We start from the raw sequence: 18,922 nt of genomic DNA, 5'->3' as shown, positions 1-18,922 counted from the left end.
GCGCCCTCCGGGCGTCCACGCGGTCGCGGCATTGCCGTGGCCTGCAAGCGCGTCGGCCAATGGTGGCCCCGCGCTGAAGGTTCATGACAATAGGAGATACCCAACATGCAACGATCCTCGTTGCGCGCGGCCGCCATCGGCGTCGCGCTGCTCATAAGCATGGCCGGCACGGCCTTTGCCAACACCAAGGATTACGAGTTCCAGCTTCTCGATAAGGACGTGAAGGCGGGCGCCGCGGTTATCTCGGTGAAACTGGTCCACAAGCCGTCCGGCCGCGCCGTAGCCGATGCCGTCGTCTTCGCGAAGCGCATCGACATGGGGCCGGAAGGGATGGAGACGATGACCGCGCCGATCGAGGCCGTCTCATCCACCCAACTTGGTGTCTACACGTTCAAGACCTACCTCGGCATGGCCGGGCAATGGGCCCTTTCCCTCGGCGCCAAAGTGCAGGGCGAGACCGGCACGGTCGAGAGCAAGCTCATCGTCAAGGCCGAGCAATGAGCGCCGTGACCAAGGGATTGGTTTCCGCCGCAGCGATCGTCGCTGCGGCGGGAGCCGGCTTGTGGGCCTGCCAGACCGGCCTCATCAAGCTCCCGCTGTCGCCCGCAGCGGCTATGACCGAAACGCATCCCGCCGCTAGCGGGCTCGTCGTCTATTACCGCGCCCCGAACGGCAAACCGTTCTATTCGCTGGAGCCGCGCAACACGGATGATGGAAAGGCCTACGTCGCCGTCCGGGCCAGCGAAGACGTATCCTTCGAGCCCAGGCCGAAGACCGAAGCCGTCGCGCGGGCGGCCGCCTCGCTCGGCGACAAGAAGATCAAATTCTACCGCAACCCTATGGGCCTGCCGGATACTTCCCCGGTGCCGAAGAAAGATTCGATGGGGATGGACTACATCCCTGTCTACGAGGGCGAGCACAGCGATGACGGCTCCATCAGGGTGTCGCCGGGCAAGATCCAGCGCACCGGCGTCGAGACCGTGGAAGTCGGCCGCCACCCCATCACCCGCACCATCCAGGCGCCAGGCGCGGTCGCCATCGACGAACGCCGCGTTGCGGTGGTGGCGCCAAAGTTCGATGGCTACGTGGTCAAGGTCGGCGACATCACCACCGGCACGCATGTGAGAAAGGGCGACGTGCTGGCCACCGTGTTCGGCCAAGCCATCCTTGACCAAGCCGCGCGCCTGCTCATCGAGCAGAATTCCGGCTTCATGCGCAGCGACGACACTTTCACCCCGCCCAGCCTCAAGGGCCCCGGCGGCGTGGTCGGCGCCAGCCGCCGGCTGCAGAACCTCGGCGTCACGCAAGAATTTATCGACCAGGTCAAGCGCGACCGGCAGGTGCCCGACATCTTCACCATTCGCGCCCCCATCAGCGGCGACGTACTGGAACGCAACTGGAGCGACGGCCAGGGCTTCAAGCAAGGCGACGTGGGCTTCCGCATCGCCGACCATTCGGTGGTGTGGATGATGGCGGACGTGTCTGAGGGCGACATCGCCCTGATCAAGCCCGGGCAGCGCGTGAAGGTCACGATGCGCGCGTACCCCGGCCGGGTCTTTGAAGGCAAGGTTACGGTGGTCTACCCGCACCTGATCAAGGAGACCCGCACCGCGCAGGTCCGCATCGAGATGCCCAACGCGGACATGGCGCTGCTGCCGGACATGTACGGCAACGTCGAGATCACCACCGGCGGCAACGCCAACGCGCTGGCCGTCCCCGCTAGCGCTGTGATCGACAGCGGCAATCGGCAAGTTGTGTTGCTCGACCTTGGAAACGGCCGCTACGAGCCCCGTGAGGTGAAGCTCGGCCGCACCGGCGACGGTTTCCGCGAGGTGCTCAGTGGCCTCTCCGAACGCGACAAGGTCGTGGTCAACGGCAACTTCCTCATCGACGCCGAAAGCAACTTGCAATCGGCGCTGAAGGGCTTTGACGCCTCGGACACCACGCAGCCCGCCACGGAGGCCAGCCAATGATCGCGCGCCTCATCGCCTGGTCGGCGAAGAACCTGATGCTGGTCTTCATCGCCACCGCGTTCGTGGTGGCGACGGGCGTGTGGGCGGTGAAGACCCTGCCGCTCGATGCTATCCCCGACCTCTCCGATACCCAGGTCATCGTCTACACCGAGTTCCCCGGACAAGCTCCACAGGTTGTTGAAGACCAAGTCACCTATCCGCTCACCACCTCGATGCTGACCGTGCCGCGCTCCAAGGTGGTGCGCGGGTTCTCCTTCTTCGGCGTGTCGTTCGTGTACGTCATCTTCGAGGATGGCACCGACATCTACTGGGCGCGCTCGCGCGTGCTGGAATACCTGAGCGCCGCCGCCAAGCGCTTGCCGACCGGCGTGACCCCGACACTCGGTCCGGACGCCAGCGGCGTGGGCTGGGTCTATCAATATGCGCTGCAGGCGCCGAACAAATCCCTCGCCGACTTACGCTCGATGCAGGATTGGGAGGTGCGCTTCGGCTTGTCCAAGGCCGAAGGCGTAGCGGAAGTGGCCAGCGTCGGCGGCTTCGTCAAACAGTACAACGTCATCGTCGACCCGAGCCGGCTAAGAAGCCTCGACATCCCCCTGAATAAAATCCGCGATGTCATCCGCAACAACAACATGGACGTGGGCGGCCGGACGCTAGAGCTGTCCGAGCACGAATTCATGGTGCGCGGGCGCGGCTATCTCAAGGGCGTGCCCGACCTCGAGAACATCGTGGTCAAAACGGGCGGTGGCACGCCGGTGCTGCTCAAGGACGTGGCGCGCGTGGAAATCGCCGGCGGCGAACGGCGCGGCATCGCCGAACTCAACGGCGAGGGCGAGGTGGCGAGCGGGATCGCGCTTCAACGCTACGGCGCCAATGCGCTCACCGTCATCGACAACGTCAAGGAGCGCTTGAAGGAAATCATGCCGTCACTGCCGGCGGGCACGCAGATCCTGCCGGTCTACGACCGCTCGCAGCTCATCGACCGCGCCATCGAGACCCTGAAGCGCACGCTGATCGAGGAAAGCCTGGTGATCGCGGCGGTGTGCATCGTCTTCCTGCTGCACTTCAGGAGCGCGCTGGTCGCCATCTTGATGCTGCCGGTCGGCATCCTGATGGCCTTCACCGCCATGAAAGTCCTTGGCGTTGGCTCCAACATCATGAGCCTGGGCGGCATCGCCATCGCCATCGGCGCGATGATCGACGCGGCCATCGTCATGATCGAGAACGCCCACAAACACCTGGAGCGAGCGCCCAAGGACAAGCCCCGGCTGCAAATCCTCGTGGACGCAGCGGCGGAGGTGGGGCCAGCCCTGTTCTTCTCGCTGCTGATCATAATGGTGTCGTTCTTGCCGATCTTCACCCTTGAGGCGCAGGAGGGACGACTCTTTGGGCCGCTGGCCTTCACCAAGACCTTCGCGATGGCCTCGGCGGCGCTGCTGTCGGTGACGCTGGTGCCGGCGCTGATGGTGGTGTTCGTGCGCGGGCGGATCATCCCCGAGGAAAAGAACCCCATCAACAAGGCGCTCATCGCCATCTACCGCCCGGTCATAACGGGCGTGCTGAAGGCGAAGACGCTGACCATCGTGCTCGCCGTGGTTATCCTTGCGGTTTCGATATGGCCGGTGACCAAGGTCGGCACCGAGTTCATGCCCAACCTCGACGAGGGCACGCTGCTGTTTATGCCGAGTACGCTACCCGGCATCAGTATCACCAAATCGGCGGAACTGCTGCAGACGCAGGACCGCATAATCAAGTCGTTCCCCGAGGTGGCGTCCGTCTACGGCAAGGCCGGCCGCGCCGAGACCGCCACCGACCCGGCTCCGACCGAGATGTATGAGACAGTGGTCAACCTCAAGCCCAAGGAGGACTGGCGGCCGGGCGTGACGGTCGACAGCCTGATCGCGGAGATGGACAGGGCGCTGCAGTTCCCCGGCGTCTCCAACGCCTGGACCATGCCGATCAAGGCCCGCATCGACATGCTCTCGACTGGCATCCGGACGCCCGTGGGCGTCAAGGTGATCGGCGCCGACCTCACCGCCATGGATCAGGTGGCCCGCCAGGTCGAAACCGTCCTCAAAACTGTCCCAGGCACCTCCAGCGCCTACGCCGAGCGCGTGATGGGCGGCTACTACCTGGAAATCGTCCCCAATCGCGAGCGGCTCGCCCGCTACGGCCTGATGGTCTCGGACGTGCAGGACGTGGTCTCGATGGCGCTCGGCGCCGAACCTATAACGACAACGGTCGAGGGCCGCGAACGATATACGGTCGCCTTGCGTTATCCGCGTGATCTCCGCTCGGACCCGCAGGCTATCGCCAAGGACGTGGTCGTATCGCTGCCCGGTGGCGGCACGGTGCCGTTGGGTGAGGTGGCCGACATCCAGCTCACGCAAGGGCCCACCACCATCCGCACCGAGAACGCCAAGCTCGCGACCTACGTCTACGTCGACATCCGTGATCGCGATCTCGGCGGCTACATCGGCGACGCCAAGAAGGCGGTGGAAGCGCAGGTGAAGCTGCCGCCGGGCACCTATCTCGTATGGTCGGGACAGTTTGAGTACCTGGAGCGAGCGGAGGCGCGCTTGCAGATGGTCGTCCCGGTGACGCTGATGATCATCTTCCTGCTGCTGTACCTCAACTTCCAACGTCTGACGGAAACGCTCATCGTCATGCTGTCGTTGCCGTTCGCGCTCGTCGGCGGCTTCTGGCTGATGTGGTGGCTCGGCTTCAACCTCTCCGTCGCAGTGGCGGTGGGCTTCATCGCCCTCGCTGGCGTCGCCGCCGAGACCGGCGTGATCATGCTGATCTACCTTGACCAGGCGTCGCGTGAGGTGCGGGCGGAATGCCTGCTTGAGAAACGGCCCTTCACGCGGGAAGACCTTTACCGCTCCATCATGGTCGGTGCGGTGGAACGCGTCAGGCCGAAGATGATGACTGTAGTCGCCATCATGGCGGGGTTGCTCCCGATCATGTGGAGCACCGGCACTGGCTCGGAGGTGATGCAGCGCATCGCCGTGCCGATGATCGGCGGCATGGTGTCGTCCACGTTGCTGACGCTCATCGTCATCCCCGCCATCTATGGGCTGGTGAAGGGCTGGCGCCTGCCCGTGAAGGAGGCCGTGCAGGCGCACCGGCTGGAAGCACATGGAAATCCCTGAGGGCATGATGTAAAATTCTGCATACTGATCATCATCCTGTTGTCTCCGGCCTCGGCGTTCGCGCCGGTGGCCGGCGCCGTCATGGCCAAGGCTTGCACGATGGCGGCCGAAATGCGCGCGGGAGGCCCTGCGGACGACCCATGCCACAACGCGATGAAGCAGGCCGCTGCACGCCGCTGACATTATTGAGAATCGAGCGGGAGCCGCTTCCGCCAGGAGTTGAATAGATCCGACAAATCAATCCAAGTCTTGAGGGTGTCAGCGGCTGCTAGAGATCAGCTCGCGTCGATTTGCAGGCGATATCCAATTCCGGGCTCTGTCAGGATGAGGTCCGGCGCCTCGGGGGAGGCTTTCAGTTTTTGGCGCAATTGACCGATGAAGACGCGCAGATATTGAAGATCCTCTGTATGAGCGGAACCCCAGACGGCCGCGAGAATCTGGCGATGGGTCAACAGGCGTCCGGCATTGCGAACCAAAATGGCGAGCAACTCGAACTCCTTGGGTGTCAGCTTTACGGGTGAACCATTGAGCGTCACTTTATGCGCGAGAATATCCACATCAAGAGCGCCGGATTGCAAATGAGTTTGTTCTGAAGCTTGCTGTGCGGCATGGCGGAGAGCCGTTCTCAGGCGCGCGGTAAGCTCGCCAATCCCGAACGGCTTGTTCACGTAGTCGTCGGCACCAAGATCGAATGCTGCGATCTTCTCCGCCTCTCGATCGCGCGCCGAAACCACCAGGATCGGCGTCTTCGACCAGCTTCTCAACTCGCGGATCGCATCCTTGCCATCCATATCCGGGAGGCCAAGGTCGAGCAGGATAACATCAGGCGATTGCGTGGCCGCGATCTTCAAGGCGTCCTTGCCGGTTGTGGCGACGATGACGTCGTATCCCGCGGCCGTCAGGCTCGGTTTCAAAAACCGAAGAATTTGCGGTTCGTCATCGACGACAAGAATGCGCAAGCTACTCATGCCACATCATTCTCTTCTGTGACGCCGCCGGCAGGAAGCAGAATTGAGATCTCGGTGCCCTTTCCATTGGCGATTGGACTTTGCGCCGTTATCGTTCCACCCATGGCCGAAATTATCCCTGCGCAAATCGATAAACCCAAACCCGTGCCGGGTTCCCGGCCGTCACCGGCGTGCGCGCGATAGAATTTTTCGAAGACTTTGCCCAATGCCTCAGGCGGTATGCCGATGCCGTTGTCCGCAACCACGATATGGACCGAGCTGCTGGTTGCCCAGGTTATGCTGACGCGCGTGACCGATTCCGGCGGGCTGTACTTGTGCGCATTGTCGAGCAGATTGAACAGAACCTGTTCGAGCAGGGCTGCGTCGCCACGAATGAGCGGCAACTTCGCCGGAATGAATGTTTCGGTTTTACGCTCCGGAAAACTCTTCTTGGCTCTTGCGATCGCGCCACGGACGGCGTCGGCTACATCCACCCAGTCGCGCCGGATGTCGAGGACACCCGTTTCGAGCTTCGTCATGTCGAGCAGGTTTGAGACGAATGAAGAAAGACGCGTGGCTTCCTCTTCGATGGTTTTGAGAAGCTCGGCGCGATCGGATTTGCTCATCCGGTCACCGAGCTGCCGCAAGCTGGTCGCGGAACCGAGAATGGAAGCGAGCGGCGTGCGGAGATCATGCGAGATCGACGATAAAAGCGCGCCGCGAAGACGTTCGCTTTCGGCCGTGGTCGCGGCTTCCGCGGCCTGCTCGACCAGATGGGTGCGCTCTATGGCAATAGCGGCTTGATCGGCAAACGATTGAAGTGCGCTTGCGGTTGCGGAAGGCAATGCTTCGTCTTCGTCTCCGGGCGCGACACCAAGCACGCCCACCGCCCCCGTCGACGATATCAAGGGTCGGAATTGATAGATCGCTGACGGCATTGTGTCTGTCAGCCGCCCCGCCGACTCGCCATTGCGATGGGCCCACCGGGCCGCGGCCCAATCGCCGGTTGCTAAAGTGTCTTCCGGTGGCCAGCCGCCAGCAATAGATAACTCGTGAGCCTCATCAAGAAGGATGATCGACTTGCCTTTGACGATAGCAGCCGATTCGGCGGCAAGCAGCCAGATAACGTCGTCGATCTTTGTCGCTGCGGAAAGCTTGCCGGAAAATTCGTAAAGCGCCTGCGTTGCGTCGGCTCGCTCTCGCGTGGCGTTGGCCTGTTCGCGGAGGCGCCCGGCCAGACTGCCGGTCGCCGCCGCGACGACGAGAAATATCAGCAGGCCGAACAACTCATGCGGCGATGCGATCGTCAGCGTGTAGCGAGGCTCGATGAAGAAGAAGTTGAAGGCAAAAAACGACAGCACGGCTGCGGCAACAGCTGATGCGGTTCCAAACCTGAGGGCGCAGATAAGCACGGCGAACAGGAACACCATCGAGAGGTTGGGCAGGCGTGTTATCTGTTCCAGAATCTTGCCGGCGATGACGCCTCCGGCAACAGCGACGAGCGCCGCGAGCGCGCCGGACCAGAGCTTGCCGATATCCGGAAGAATGAAGGGCGACGCGACGATGGGCGTGCGCGACGTATCCGGTGCTACGACCGTTACCGACGGGCCCGCTGCTTCGCTCACCAGCGCGGTCGAGAAGGATTTTCCGAGCCAGCGTTGGAGAAAATTTGGCCGCGAACGGCCGACAATAATCTGGGTGATGTTGTTGCGGCGCGCGTAGGCGAGGACTTCCGATGTCAGATCTTTGGCATGAAAGCGGACCGTCTCCGCGCCCAATCGATCCGCGAGACGCATGGCTTTTTCCATTCTTCGGGTAGCGGCGCGGTCGGCATTTTCTTGCTCGCTCCGCACCACATGGATTGCGATCCAATCGGACTTGAGCGCCGCCGCCATGCGGCCCGCGGCGCGCACCACCGTTTCCGCCAGTTCGTCGTTGCCAACGCAAACCAGCAGGCGCTCGGCCGTCGGCCAGGGACCTTCGATGCCTTGCCGGCGTAGCTGCGACAGCATCTGCTCATCGACGCGATCGGCCGTGCGCCGGAGCGCCAGTTCGCGCAGCGCCGTAAGATTGCTCAGCTGAAAAAACTGGTCCATCGCGCGGCGGGCATTGTCGGGCAGATAGACCTTTCCCTCCTTGAGGCGTTGGATCAAATCCTCGGGCGGCAGGTCGACGACCACGATCTCATCGGCGCGCTCAAGAACTTTGTCGGGAATGGTTTCGCGCACCGTAACTCCGGCGATGCGTTCGACCACATCGGTCAGGCTTTCGAGATGCTGAATGTTGAGTGTCGTCCAAACGTCGATTCCGGCCTGCAATACGCCCTCGACGTCCTGGTAACGTTTCGGATGAACTAGCCCCGGCGCATTCGAGTGGGCAAACTCATCGACGAGCAATAATGCCGGGTGGCGCGCGATGGCGGCGTCGATATCGAATTCCATCAGCGTGCGGTTGCGGTAGGCGACCGTCCGGCGTGGCAGCACTTCGAGTCCTTCGAGTAACGCCGCGGTTTCGGAGCGCCCATGCGTCTCGACAACGCCGACAACGACATCGAGCCCTTCGTTCTTCAGCGCGCGCGCCGTAGACAACATGGAGTACGTTTTTCCAACGCCCGGCGCCATGCCAAGAAACACCTTGAGCTTGCCGCGCCGTTGATTAACGGCAAGCTCCAGGAGTGCCTTTGCAGAAGGGCGCCGCGTATCGTCGGGCCGCGAGGTATTGACCATGTGCTATCCGGAACCTGCTCCAAATGTCTGGTCAAGAGCCAAATTGAGCAGCAGAACGTTAACGCGTGGCTCGCCTATGAATCCCAGTGCCGGCCGGTCGGTGCCGTGCGCGACGAGCGTGCGGACACGATCCGGCGAAACGCCGCGCGCTTTAGCCACCGTTGCGATCTGAAGCTCAGCATAAGCCGGACTGATATGGGGATCGAGGCCGCTGCCCGAGGCCGTCACGGCGTCGGCCGGGATGTCGGCGGCGCCTGCCTCGCGCAACTTGGCGACGTCATTCGTAACCCGCTCCAGAAGCTGCTTCGAAAGCGGTCCAAGATTTGATCCGGACGAGGACGACGCGTCGTAGCCGGTTTGGCTCGCTGCCGAAGGGCGTCCATGAAAATAGCGGCTCGACGCGAATGTCTGGCCGATGAGCTGAGACCCAACCACGTGTCCATCGCGAATGACCTGGCTACCGGCCGCTTGCGCGGGGAACAAGACGTTCGCGATCCCGGTGAGCGCCAGCGGATAGGCAAGGCCGGTGAGAGCGGTGAAAACTGCGAGCAAAATGATAGCAGGGCGCAAATACGACAGCATGCGCAGCACTCCTTAAGCAAGACCCAGGGCGGAGACGGCCAGATCCACGATCTTGATGCCGATGAACGGCACGATGATGCCGCCCAATCCGTAGACGAGAAGGTTGCGCCTCAGGAGCGCGCCGGCCCCGACCGGGCGATAGGCGACGCCTTTCAGCGCTAGCGGTATCAGGGCGATGATAATGAGAGCGTTGAAGATGACCGCGGAAAGAATGGCGCTCTGAGGCGTCGCGAGCGACATGACGTTCAACTTGCCAAGCTCGGGATAGGTGGCAACGAACAGCGCCGGGATGATCGCGAAATACTTTGCCACGTCGTTCGCGATGGAAAACGTTGTCAGCGAGCCGCGCGTCATCAGCAGCTGCTTGCCGATCTCGGTGATCTCGATCAGCTTTGTCGGATCGCTGTCGAGGTCGACCATATTGCCGGCTTCTCGTGCCGCTTGCGTGCCGGTTTGCATGGCGACGCCGACATCGGCTTGCGCGAGCGCGGGCGCATCGTTGGTGCCGTCGCCGCACATCGCGATCAAGCGGCCCTTGCGCTGCTCGGATCGAATATAAGCGAGCTTATCCTGTGGTGTTGCTTCCGCGATGTAGTCATCGACGCCGGCTTCGGAGGCGATGGCGGCGGCCGTGACGGGATTGTCGCCGGTAACCATCACGGTCTTGATGCCCATCTGGCGCAGCGCCGCGAAGCGCGTCTTGATCTCGGGTTTGACGACGTCCTTGAGATGGATAACGCCGACCAGGTCGACGCCTTCCGCAACGGCGAGCGGCGTGCCGCCCGTTCGCGCGATTGAATCCACGGCTTGCCGAAATACCGCCGGTGCGCGCTCGATCGTCTGGCCGACCTGCGCCAGCATGGCATCGACCGCGCCTTTACGGATGTTGCGACCGTCAACATCGACGCCGGAGACACGCGTCTGGGCAGAGAAGGGGATAACCTTCGTCGGCACTTTGTTGATGATCTCGGCAAGTCCGTAGCGGCTCCGCGCCAGCGCCACGATCGAACGTCCTTCCGGCGTTTCGTCGCCAAGCGATGCCAAGTACGCCGATTCCGCGACATCGTGCTCCGTATGACCGGGAACCGGGACGAAGGCGCTCGCGAGCCGGTTGCCGTAGGTGATGGTGCCTGTCTTGTCGAGAAGCAACGTGTCGACGTCACCTGCGGCCTCGACCGCGCGGCCGGAGGTTGCGACGACATTGAAACGAACGAGACGGTCCATGCCCGCGATGCCGATGGCCGATAACAGCCCGCCGATCGTCGTCGGGATGAGCGTGACGAGCAGAGCCACGAGCACCGTCACCGAAACCTCGGTCGCCGAATAATAGGCTATGCCCCAGAGCGTCGTAACCGTGATGAGCAGGATCAGGGTCATGCCGGACAGCAGGATCGACAGCGCGATTTCATTCGGCGTTTTCTGCCGCTCGGCGCCTTCGACCAGGGAGATCATGCGGTCAAGGAACGACGAACCCGCAACCGCCGTCACCCGCACGATGATCCAATCCGACAACACGACCGTGCCGCCGGTCACCGCCGAGCGATCGCCGCCCGACTCTCGAATAACAGGCGCGGATTCGCCGGTGATCGCGGATTCGTTGACCGAGGCGATACCTTCGATGACTTCGCCATCGGCGGGGATCATGTCTCCGGCTTCGACCAGCACGACATCGCCGGCAACGAGATCTTGCGCGGGCTTCGGCTCCCACGGATCATCTTTCGTGTCGTCCGGATGAAGCAGAAGCTTGGCTATCGTGTCGCTGCGCGCACGCCGGAGCGCGTCGGCTTGCGCTCGGCCGCGGCCTTCAGCCACCGCTTCGGCAAAGTTGGCGAAGAGAACCGTGAACCACAGCCACGCCGCGATCTGCCCAGTGAAGAGAAGCCCACTATGACCCATGGCGATATCGCGGATGAAGATCAGTGTGACGAGCGCCGCCACGACACCCGTCACGAACATCACCGGATTGCGGACGAGCTTTCGCGGCGCGAGCTTGCGCACGGCATCGACGACGGCACGGCGGAGAATGGATCGGTCCAGTAAACCGTAAATCGCGCGCTTGCTCATTGTTGCCTCCTCAAAACGTCTTGCCGGCCAGCATCAGCAGGTGCTCGACGATCGGCCCGAGCGCGAGGGCCGGGAAATAAAGCAAACCGCCAAGGATCAGGATGACGCCGGTAAGCAAGCCGCAGAACAACGCGCCATCGGTCGGAAATGTACCGGCCGAGGCGGCTGTCTTCGTCTTGAGCGCAATTGAACCTGCGATGGCCATCACGGGTACAACGTAGGCGAAGCGTCCGAACATCATCGCCAGGCCAAGCGTCGTGTTGAACCACGGCGTATTGGCGTTGAGACCGGCGAACGCCGAGCCGTTGTTTCCCGTTGCCGACGAATAGGCGTAAAGAATTTCTGTCAGGCCGTGCGGGCCGCCGTTGGCAAGGCTCGCGAGTGCCGTCGGAAGAACGGCGGCAATGGCAGTGAAACCGAGGATGCAGAACGGCAGCACGAGTAACGCTAGCATCGCAAGCTTCATCTCACGCGGCTCGATCTTCTTGCCGAGGTACTCCGGTGTTCGCCCGACCATCAGGCCGGCGACGAACACGGCAAGCAGCGCCATGACGATGATGCCGTAGAGCCCGGATCCGACGCCGCCGGGAAGAATCTCGCCAAGCTCGATCATGAACAGCGGAACGATGCCGCCGAGTGGGGTCAGTGAATCATGCATGGCGTTGACGGCGCCGCACGACAGCCCCGTGGTCGCGACGACATAGAGCGCGGTCAGCGCTTGTCCAAAGCGGATTTCCTTGCCTTCGAGATTGCCGGAGGAAGGATCGACGCCCGCTGCCGTGAGCAGCGGATTGCCCGCAACCTCGGACGCATAGACGATTGCCGTCCCAACGATAAAAAGCACGCCCATGACAGCAAGCAGCGTGAAGCCTTGACGCCGGTCGCCGACCATACGTCCGAACGTGAATGTCATCGCGGTCGGAATGAGCAACATGCTCCAGATCGACAGGATGTTCGACCAGGCATTGGGATTCTCGAACGGATGCGCGGCGTTGGCATTGAAGAAGCCGCCGCCGTTGGTTCCGAGTTGTTTGATCGCTTCCTGGCTCGCGACCGGGCCGAGCGCAATGGTCTGCTTCGCGCCTTCCAGCGTCGTTGCCGAGACGCTGGCGGAAAGTGTCTGCGGCACCCCGGAGGCGACATAGAGGATCGCGATCAAGATCGACAGCGGAAGCAGGACGTAAAGCGTCGCGCGCGTAACGTCGATCCAGAAGTTGCCGATTTCTCTCGTGCCGCTGCGGGCGAAGGCGCGTGTCACCGCAACTGCAAGGGCAATGCCGGTTGCTGCGGACAGGAAGTTCTGAACGGCAAGACCGGCCATCTGCACGAGGTGGCCCATCGTCGTCTCGCCGGCGTAGGATTGCCAGTTGGTATTGGTGACGAAGCTCATCGACGTGTTGAAGGCCAGTCCCGGTTCGACAGCCCCAAAATTCTGCGGATTGAGCGGCAGCACATGCTGCAGCCGCATCAGCGCATAGAGGAAAAGGAATCCCGCGCCGTTGAAGATGAGCATCGACATCGTGTAGGAGAGCCAGCTCTGCTCGGAATTCGGCTTGACGCGCGCAAACACGTAGAGCCCGCGTTCCACCGGAGCCAAAACACGCGAAAGCGCGGTGTGGTCTCCCGCGAACACGCGCGCCATGTAGAGTCCGAGCGGCCAAGCCGCCGCGAGAACCGCGCCGAGCACCAGCGCAATCTCAAACCAACCCGCGAAAGTCATGCAATGAGCCCTCCGGGGCCGCTAGAATTTTTCGGGCCTGATGAGCGTGTAGACGAGGTACACGCCCAGCCCGATGGCGACGATGAGGCCGATGATGGGATCGCTCATTGCCGCCTCACAGCCAGCTGCAAAGCTTGGCGTATCCGATCATCAGACCGAAGCAGCCGAGACCGAGGAGGAGATAGACAATATCGAGCATCGCTCTGTTCCGCTCCAAATTGACTGACCGGCGGAACATGAGGAAAAGCGCATCAAGTCTCGATTGGGAAATCGCGACACCGATATAAAGAACGCATAAAGGCGACGGAAGCGAACGGCGGGGTCGGATGACGCGATGCTCTGAAGTATTTTTCTGAGCCGATGGACAAACAGATCGGTTCTTTTCTCAAGGCCGATCGCGTCTGAAACCGGTGAACGAAACTCTAGGTTCGTTCTCAAAACAAACATGTTCGCATAGCAGCAGGCGATTGGTTACTTCAATTCAAGCGCGGCCGCCCCGACCGACGCCGCCACTGCCAGCCTGCCTGCGCGCAATTGCGCCTCTGGTCGTTGTCAAATTTCTCTCATATATCCAGGCGTATATAACAAAAAAATAAACAACGTGATGCAGGGAGCGTCAAACGAACCCAAGCGTGGCCGGTAGTGATGCGCGTGGAGAGACGCTTTTGCGAGATACTCATCGATCTAACGATAGCCAAGACAACCTGTCGCCTGAGCAATTGATCGATCAGACGGCACTCGCGAGTCTCGGTCAACTCACATCCGGGCTCTCGCCGATTGGTCTGACCTTGGCTGTCCTGGATTGGAGCATGCATCTGGCAGTGGCTCCAGGAAAGCGGATTGCGCTCGCCGAAGCGTACGGTCGGCTTGTCGCGGACGCCATGCAGCGCGCGGCGCGATTTCCTGCCGAGGAAGGCGATAAAAACAAAACCTCCGCACAGCGCGACCCTCGCTTTTCCGGCGACGCTTGGAATCAGTTCCCGTTCCAGCTCTGGGCGGATACCTTCTGCGCCGTCGAGGACTGGTGGGCGAGCGCGACGCGTGGCGTGCCGGGTGTGTCCCCGCATCATGAAGCCGTTGTGTCCTTCGCCGTGCGCCAATGGCTCGACATGTGGTCCCCGTCCAATTCTCCGTTGGCCAATCCGGCTATCGCGCAGCAGACGCTCCGCGAAGGCGGTCTCAATCTCGTCAGAGGCGCGCAAATCTGGCTCGAGGACGCCAAGCGGACTGCGGGTGGAAAACTTCCGGCGGGCGTCGAAGCATTCAAGGTCGGTGAGACAGTCGCGGCAACGCCGGGGCAAGTCATCTTTCGCAATCATCTGATCGAACTGATCCAATACGCTCCGATCGGAGAGAGCGTGCATGCGGAACCGATCCTGATCGTTCCCGCATGGATCATGAAGTACTATGTCCTCGATCTTTCGCCGCACAATTCACTCATCAAATTTCTCGTGGACCAAGGCTTCACGGTCTTCTGCATGTCCTGGCGCAACGTCTCTGCTGAGGATCGCAACTTATCGCTCGAGGATTATCGCAGGCTCGGCGTGATGGCGGCGCTCGACGCGATCTCGGCCATTGTGCCGGATCACCGCGTTCACGCCGCCGGATACTGCCTAGGCGGAACTCTGCTCAGCATCGCCTCGGCCGCGATGGCGGAAACCGGCGACGATCGGCTTGCGAGCGTGACGCTGCTCGCCGCCCAGACCGATTTTACGGAACCCGGCGATCTTCAGCTGTTTATCGACGATAGTCAGGTTGCGCTTCTGGAAGCGCTGATGGGGCAAAGCGGAACGCTCGAGTCGTCGCAAATGGCTGGCGCCTTCCAGCTTCTGAAATCCAACGATCTGATCTGGTCGCACATGATCCATGACTACCTCATGGGGGAGCGCAGCCAGATGATCGATTTGATGGCCTGGAACGCCGATGCGACGCGCATGCCCTTCCAGATGCACTCGGATTATTTGCGCAAACTGTTCCTGCGCAATGATCTCGCGAGCGGCCGCTATGTCGTCGACGGCAATCCGATAGCATTGCAGAATATCCGCACGCCGATTTTCGCGGTCGGAACCGAGCGCGATCATATCGCGCCCTGGCGTTCGGTTTATAAAATCCACTATCTGGCGGATACCGACGTGACCTTTGCTCTGACGAATGGCGGCCATAACGCTGGCATCGTCAACGAGCCCGGACATTCGAACCGCCATTTCCGTCTGCAGACGAAAGCAGCGAACGACATCCGCCTCAGCGCCGATGAGTGGTTTGCCGCGGCTCAAGTCAAGGACGGTTCGTGGTGGCCGGTTTGGGCGGCTTGGCTCGCGACGCATTCCTCGTCCGAGAAAGTTCCGCCCCCGACAATGGGCTGCGAAGCCAAGGGCCTTCCGCCGCTAGCCGTCGCGCCCGGAACCTATGTACTGCAACGATGACAGCTACGATCCCACAGATACGCCTGGCCAATCGCACTTTCGACGAACTCGAAATCGGCGAAAGCGCCTCGCTCACCCGTCTCGTCAGCGAGGACGACATCAAGCTGTTCGCGGCGACATCGGGCGACGTCAATCCGGCGCATCTCGATGCAGCCTATGCGGCAACCGATATTTTCGGACACGTCGTCATTCATGGCATGTGGACCGCAGCGCTGCTGTCGACGTTGCTGGGCACGCAATTGCCGGGACCCGGAACGATCTATCTCGGTCAAGATCTGCGCTTTCGTCGTCCGGTCGCTCCGGGCGATACTGTCACGGCGACGGTAACGGTGCGCGAGAAGGGACCGGAAAAACGCGTCGTTCTCGATACGATATGCGTCAATCAGAATGGCAAGGAAGTTCTGTCCGGCCAGGCGACGGTCATCGCGCCGGGAGAGAAGCTGAGCCTGCCGCGCATCCCCGTGCCGGAAGTTGCGCTGCGCAGTCACAGCCGTTTTGACCAATTCCTCGAGCGTGCGAAAGCGCTGCCCGCGTTGCCGACGGCCGTTGTCCATCCGTGCAGTCCCGAGGCAATCTCCGCCGTGATCGAGGGCAAACTGGAAGGCTTGATTGAACCTGTTCTGATAGGACCGCCTCATAAAATTGCTGCGGCTGCCGAGAAAGCGGGCGTTTCAATCGACGGCCTGCGCATCGAGGCAACGGAGCACAGCCACGCGGCCGCAGCCAAGGCTGTCGAGCTTGCCTCGGCAGGCGCCGTTCATGCGTTGATGAAGGGCAGCCTGCATACCGATGAATTGCTCGGCGCGGTCGTTGCGGCGCAATCTGGGCTGCGGACGGACCGGCGTATCAGCCATGCCTATGTGCTCGATGTGCCCGCGTATCCCAAGCCGCTGATCGTCACGGATGCGGCGATCAACATCATGCCGTCGCTCGATCAGAAGCGCGACATCTGTCAGAATGCCATCGATCTGATGCATGTGCTGGGGGTGCCGGAGCCTTTGGTTGCCGTTCTCGCAGCCGTCGAAACGGTCAACCCCGCGATGCCCGCGACGCTCGACGCGGCCGCCCTGACGGTGATGGCCGCGCGCGGTCAGATCACCGGCGCGAAAGTCGACGGCCCGCTGGCGTTCGACAATGCCATCAACCTCGATTCCGCACGCATCAAGGACATCGTCTCGCCGGTTGCGGGTCGCGCCGACATTCTAGTCGTTCCCAACCTGGAAGCGGGCAACATGCTCGCCAAGCAGCTCATTTATCTCGCTGGCGCCGACGCTGCCGGTCTCGTGCTCGGCGCGCGCGTTCCCATCATCTTGACCAGCCGATCCGATACGCTGCGCGTGCGGCTGGTGTCGGCGGCGTTGGCTAAGCTCGTCGCGGAACATCGGACCAGCGCGACGGCATGAGCGAAATCCTGATCACGTTCAATCCCGGGTCGTCGACGATCAAGCTCGGTCTCTACCGGATGGGCGACGATCAGCCGGTGCGATTGGGCAGGGGCATCATCGATCTCAGGCGGACGCCGTTGCAATTGCACGTCGTCGAAGGCCCGGCCGTCGCCGAGATTCCCTTGCGCGCCGAGGTAACCGACGATCTGCACGAGCTTATCGATGAGACACTTGGCTGGCTGACCGACCACTTCGCGTTGCAAGGCATAGCGGCTGTCGGTCATCGCGTGGTGCACGGAGGAGATGCTTTCTCCGCGGCGGTTTTGATCACCGATGACACGCTGGCGACGATCTCCCGCTTCGCCGATCTAGCGCCGCTGCATCAGCCGCAGAGCCTCCGGTTGATCCGGGCGATCCGTCATCTGCGCCCCGACTTGCCGCAAACAGCGTCTTTCGATACCGCATTCCACAAGACGCAGTCGGATGTCGTGCGCCGCTTCGCTCTGCCGCGCGCGATGTTCGACGCCGGCGTGAAGCGCTACGGATTTCATGGCCTGTCCTATAAATTCGTTTCAACGCGGCTGCGCGACCTCGCTCCCGATCTCGCTTCCGGGCGTGTGGTCGCCGCGCACCTCGGAAGCGGCGCCAGTCTTTGCGCGCTGAAAAACGGGCGAAGCCGCGATACGAGCATGGGCTTTTCGACGCTCGACGGAATTCCTATGGCGACGCGCTGCGGCGCGCTCGACCCGGGCGTCGTTATTTACCTGCTGAAGCAGCAAGGCCTGCCGCTCGAAAGCGTCGAAGACATTCTCTACCACCGCTCGGGCCTGCTCGGCGTCTCCGGCATCAGCGCCGACAGCCGCGATCTGCTCGCGAGCGTCGAGCCCGCCGCGCGCGAAGCGATCAAACTGTTCACGCACCGGATCGCGCAGGAAATTGCAGCGCTCGCGACGACGATCGGCGGCCTCGACGCAGTGATTTTCACGGCCGGTATCGGCGAACATCAGCCCGCGATCCGCGCCGCCGTCTGCGCGCGGCTGTCATGGCTCGGCGTGGCGTTGAACGAAAGCGCGAATAGCAGCAACGCCACGCGCATCGACGCAAAAGACAGCAAGGTCGGCGTCTTCGTCATTCCGACGGACGAAGAGCAGGTGATCGCCGCCGAAGCTTGCGCGCTATTGAAATTGAACAGAGAGACCTGATGAAACCGATCGTCGATCTTACCGGCAAGCGGGTGCTCGTCGTAGGCATCGCCAATAAGAGCAGCATTGCGTATGGCTGTGCCGAGGCGCTGCAGTCCGCCGGCGCCGACCTGGCGGTGACGTACCTCAATGCCAAGGCCGAACCGCATGTGAGGCCCTTGGCCGAACCGCTCAACGCCTCGATCGTCGTGCCGTGCGATGTGCGCGTTCCCGGCGAGCTTGAGGCGGTATTCGAAACCATCCGTACGTCCTGGGGCCGTCTCGACGGCATCGTGCATTCGATCGCGTTCGCGCCGCGCGAGGATTTGCACAATGGCCTCGTGCACTGCTCGGCGGACGGCTTTGCCATGGCCATGGATGTCTCGTGCCACTCCTTCATCCGGATGGCGAAATTGGCGCTACCGTTAATGGCCGATGGCGGCAGCCTGCAGACGGTGAGTTTCTTCGGCGCCAATCGCGTGGTCGAACATTATAATCTTATGGGACCGGTCAAGGCAGCATCATCGGGTCCGGTGGTCACCCGCGCGGCCTCGGGCATTGATCGTTTTGACGACCTTCTGGAGAAAGCGCGAGAGCGCGCGCCCGATCATCAGCTTGTCACGATCGAGCAGATCGGACGCATTTCGGCCTTCCTCGCCAGCGATGCCGGAAGCGCGATGACGGGCTCGACCTCCTACGCCGATCATGGTTTTCACATCGTCGCGTGACGCGCGGCGATTGCTGCGCATCAATGCGGACCGCGCAG

The 18,922-nt window shown here is 62.0% G+C and carries 13 protein-coding genes; 7 read left to right on the top strand and 6 right to left on the bottom strand.

What is annotated here, in order from left to right; all coding sequences use genetic code 11:
• Positions 1-105 precede the first annotated feature (105 nt).
• From WC026_RS08560 to WC026_RS08550, 3 genes are read left to right on the top strand one after another with little or no spacing between them, the layout of a single operon-like run.
• Positions 106-501 carry a FixH family protein gene (locus tag WC026_RS08560; RefSeq protein ID WP_372710444.1) on the top strand — a complete coding sequence of 132 codons (396 nt, stop codon included), beginning with the start codon at positions 106-108 and terminating at the stop codon, positions 499-501.
• Entirely contained in the window at positions 498-1,973 is a 1,476-nt protein-coding gene (locus WC026_RS08555) for an efflux RND transporter periplasmic adaptor subunit (protein WP_372710443.1), read from the top strand. The genes WC026_RS08560 and WC026_RS08555 overlap by 4 nt, the downstream gene beginning before the upstream one ends.
• Positions 1,970-5,128 (top strand): efflux RND transporter permease subunit, encoded by a 3,159-nt coding sequence (locus WC026_RS08550; protein WP_372710441.1) that lies wholly within the window; start codon positions 1,970-1,972, stop codon positions 5,126-5,128. Before WC026_RS08555 ends, WC026_RS08550 begins: the two co-directional genes overlap by 4 nt.
• A 275-nt stretch (positions 5,129-5,403) precedes the next feature.
• Here the strand turns inward: WC026_RS08550 and WC026_RS08545 are convergent, their stop codons facing one another.
• From WC026_RS08545 to kdpF, 6 genes are read right to left on the bottom strand one after another with little or no spacing between them, the layout of a single operon-like run.
• The gene (locus tag WC026_RS08545) at positions 5,404-6,096 is read right to left on the bottom strand and encodes a response regulator (RefSeq protein WP_372710440.1); all 693 of its coding nucleotides are present in this window, start codon (positions 6,094-6,096) and stop codon (positions 5,404-5,406) included.
• Entirely contained in the window at positions 6,093-8,801 is a 2,709-nt protein-coding gene (locus tag WC026_RS08540; RefSeq protein WP_372710439.1) for a DUF4118 domain-containing protein, read from the bottom strand. Before WC026_RS08540 ends, WC026_RS08545 begins: the two co-directional genes overlap by 4 nt.
• Before the next feature lie 3 nt (positions 8,802-8,804).
• On the bottom strand, positions 8,805-9,383 hold the full coding sequence (gene kdpC / locus WC026_RS08535; RefSeq protein WP_372710438.1) for a potassium-transporting ATPase subunit KdpC: 579 nt from the start codon (positions 9,381-9,383) through the stop codon (positions 8,805-8,807).
• Positions 9,384-9,395: 12 nt separating this feature from the next.
• Positions 9,396-11,447, bottom strand: coding sequence for a potassium-transporting ATPase subunit KdpB (gene kdpB, locus WC026_RS08530; RefSeq protein ID WP_372710437.1), 2,052 nt, complete (start codon positions 11,445-11,447; stop codon positions 9,396-9,398).
• A 10-nt stretch (positions 11,448-11,457) separates the two neighbouring features.
• A complete protein-coding gene (kdpA, locus tag WC026_RS08525) occupies positions 11,458-13,167 on the bottom strand; it encodes a potassium-transporting ATPase subunit KdpA (RefSeq protein WP_372710435.1) in 1,710 nt (569 codons plus the stop codon).
• A 21-nt stretch (positions 13,168-13,188) separates the two neighbouring features.
• A complete protein-coding gene (gene kdpF / locus WC026_RS08520; RefSeq protein WP_372710455.1) occupies positions 13,189-13,275 on the bottom strand; it encodes a K(+)-transporting ATPase subunit F in 87 nt (28 codons plus the stop codon).
• 557 nt (positions 13,276-13,832) lie between these two features.
• On the opposite strand from kdpF, the gene WC026_RS08515 reads away from it, so the two are divergent.
• Genes WC026_RS08515 through WC026_RS08500 form a run of 4 tightly spaced genes read left to right on the top strand, consistent with a single transcriptional unit; the run spans position 13,833 to position 18,884 of the window.
• Positions 13,833-15,590, top strand: coding sequence for a PHA/PHB synthase family protein (locus WC026_RS08515; RefSeq protein WP_372710433.1), 1,758 nt, complete (start codon positions 13,833-13,835; stop codon positions 15,588-15,590).
• Positions 15,587-16,993: a bifunctional enoyl-CoA hydratase/phosphate acetyltransferase gene (locus WC026_RS08510; protein ID WP_372710432.1), complete on the top strand. Its 1,407-nt coding sequence runs from the start codon at positions 15,587-15,589 to the stop codon at positions 16,991-16,993. Before WC026_RS08515 ends, WC026_RS08510 begins: the two co-directional genes overlap by 4 nt.
• Positions 16,990-18,177: an acetate/propionate family kinase gene (locus WC026_RS08505; protein WP_372710431.1), complete on the top strand. Its 1,188-nt coding sequence runs from the start codon at positions 16,990-16,992 to the stop codon at positions 18,175-18,177. Before WC026_RS08510 ends, WC026_RS08505 begins: the two co-directional genes overlap by 4 nt.
• Positions 18,177-18,884 carry an SDR family oxidoreductase gene (locus WC026_RS08500; protein ID WP_372710430.1) on the top strand — a complete coding sequence of 236 codons (708 nt, stop codon included), beginning with the start codon at positions 18,177-18,179 and terminating at the stop codon, positions 18,882-18,884. Before WC026_RS08505 ends, WC026_RS08500 begins: the two co-directional genes overlap by 1 nt.
• Positions 18,885-18,922 lie beyond the last annotated feature (38 nt).

It is taken from the genome of Hyphomicrobium sp. (assembly GCF_041674905.1).
Taxonomy (GTDB): domain Bacteria; phylum Pseudomonadota; class Alphaproteobacteria; order Rhizobiales; family Hyphomicrobiaceae; genus Hyphomicrobium_B.
Note: the sequence above shows the minus strand (reverse complement) of the source record. Positions and strands in the feature narration are given on the sequence as shown.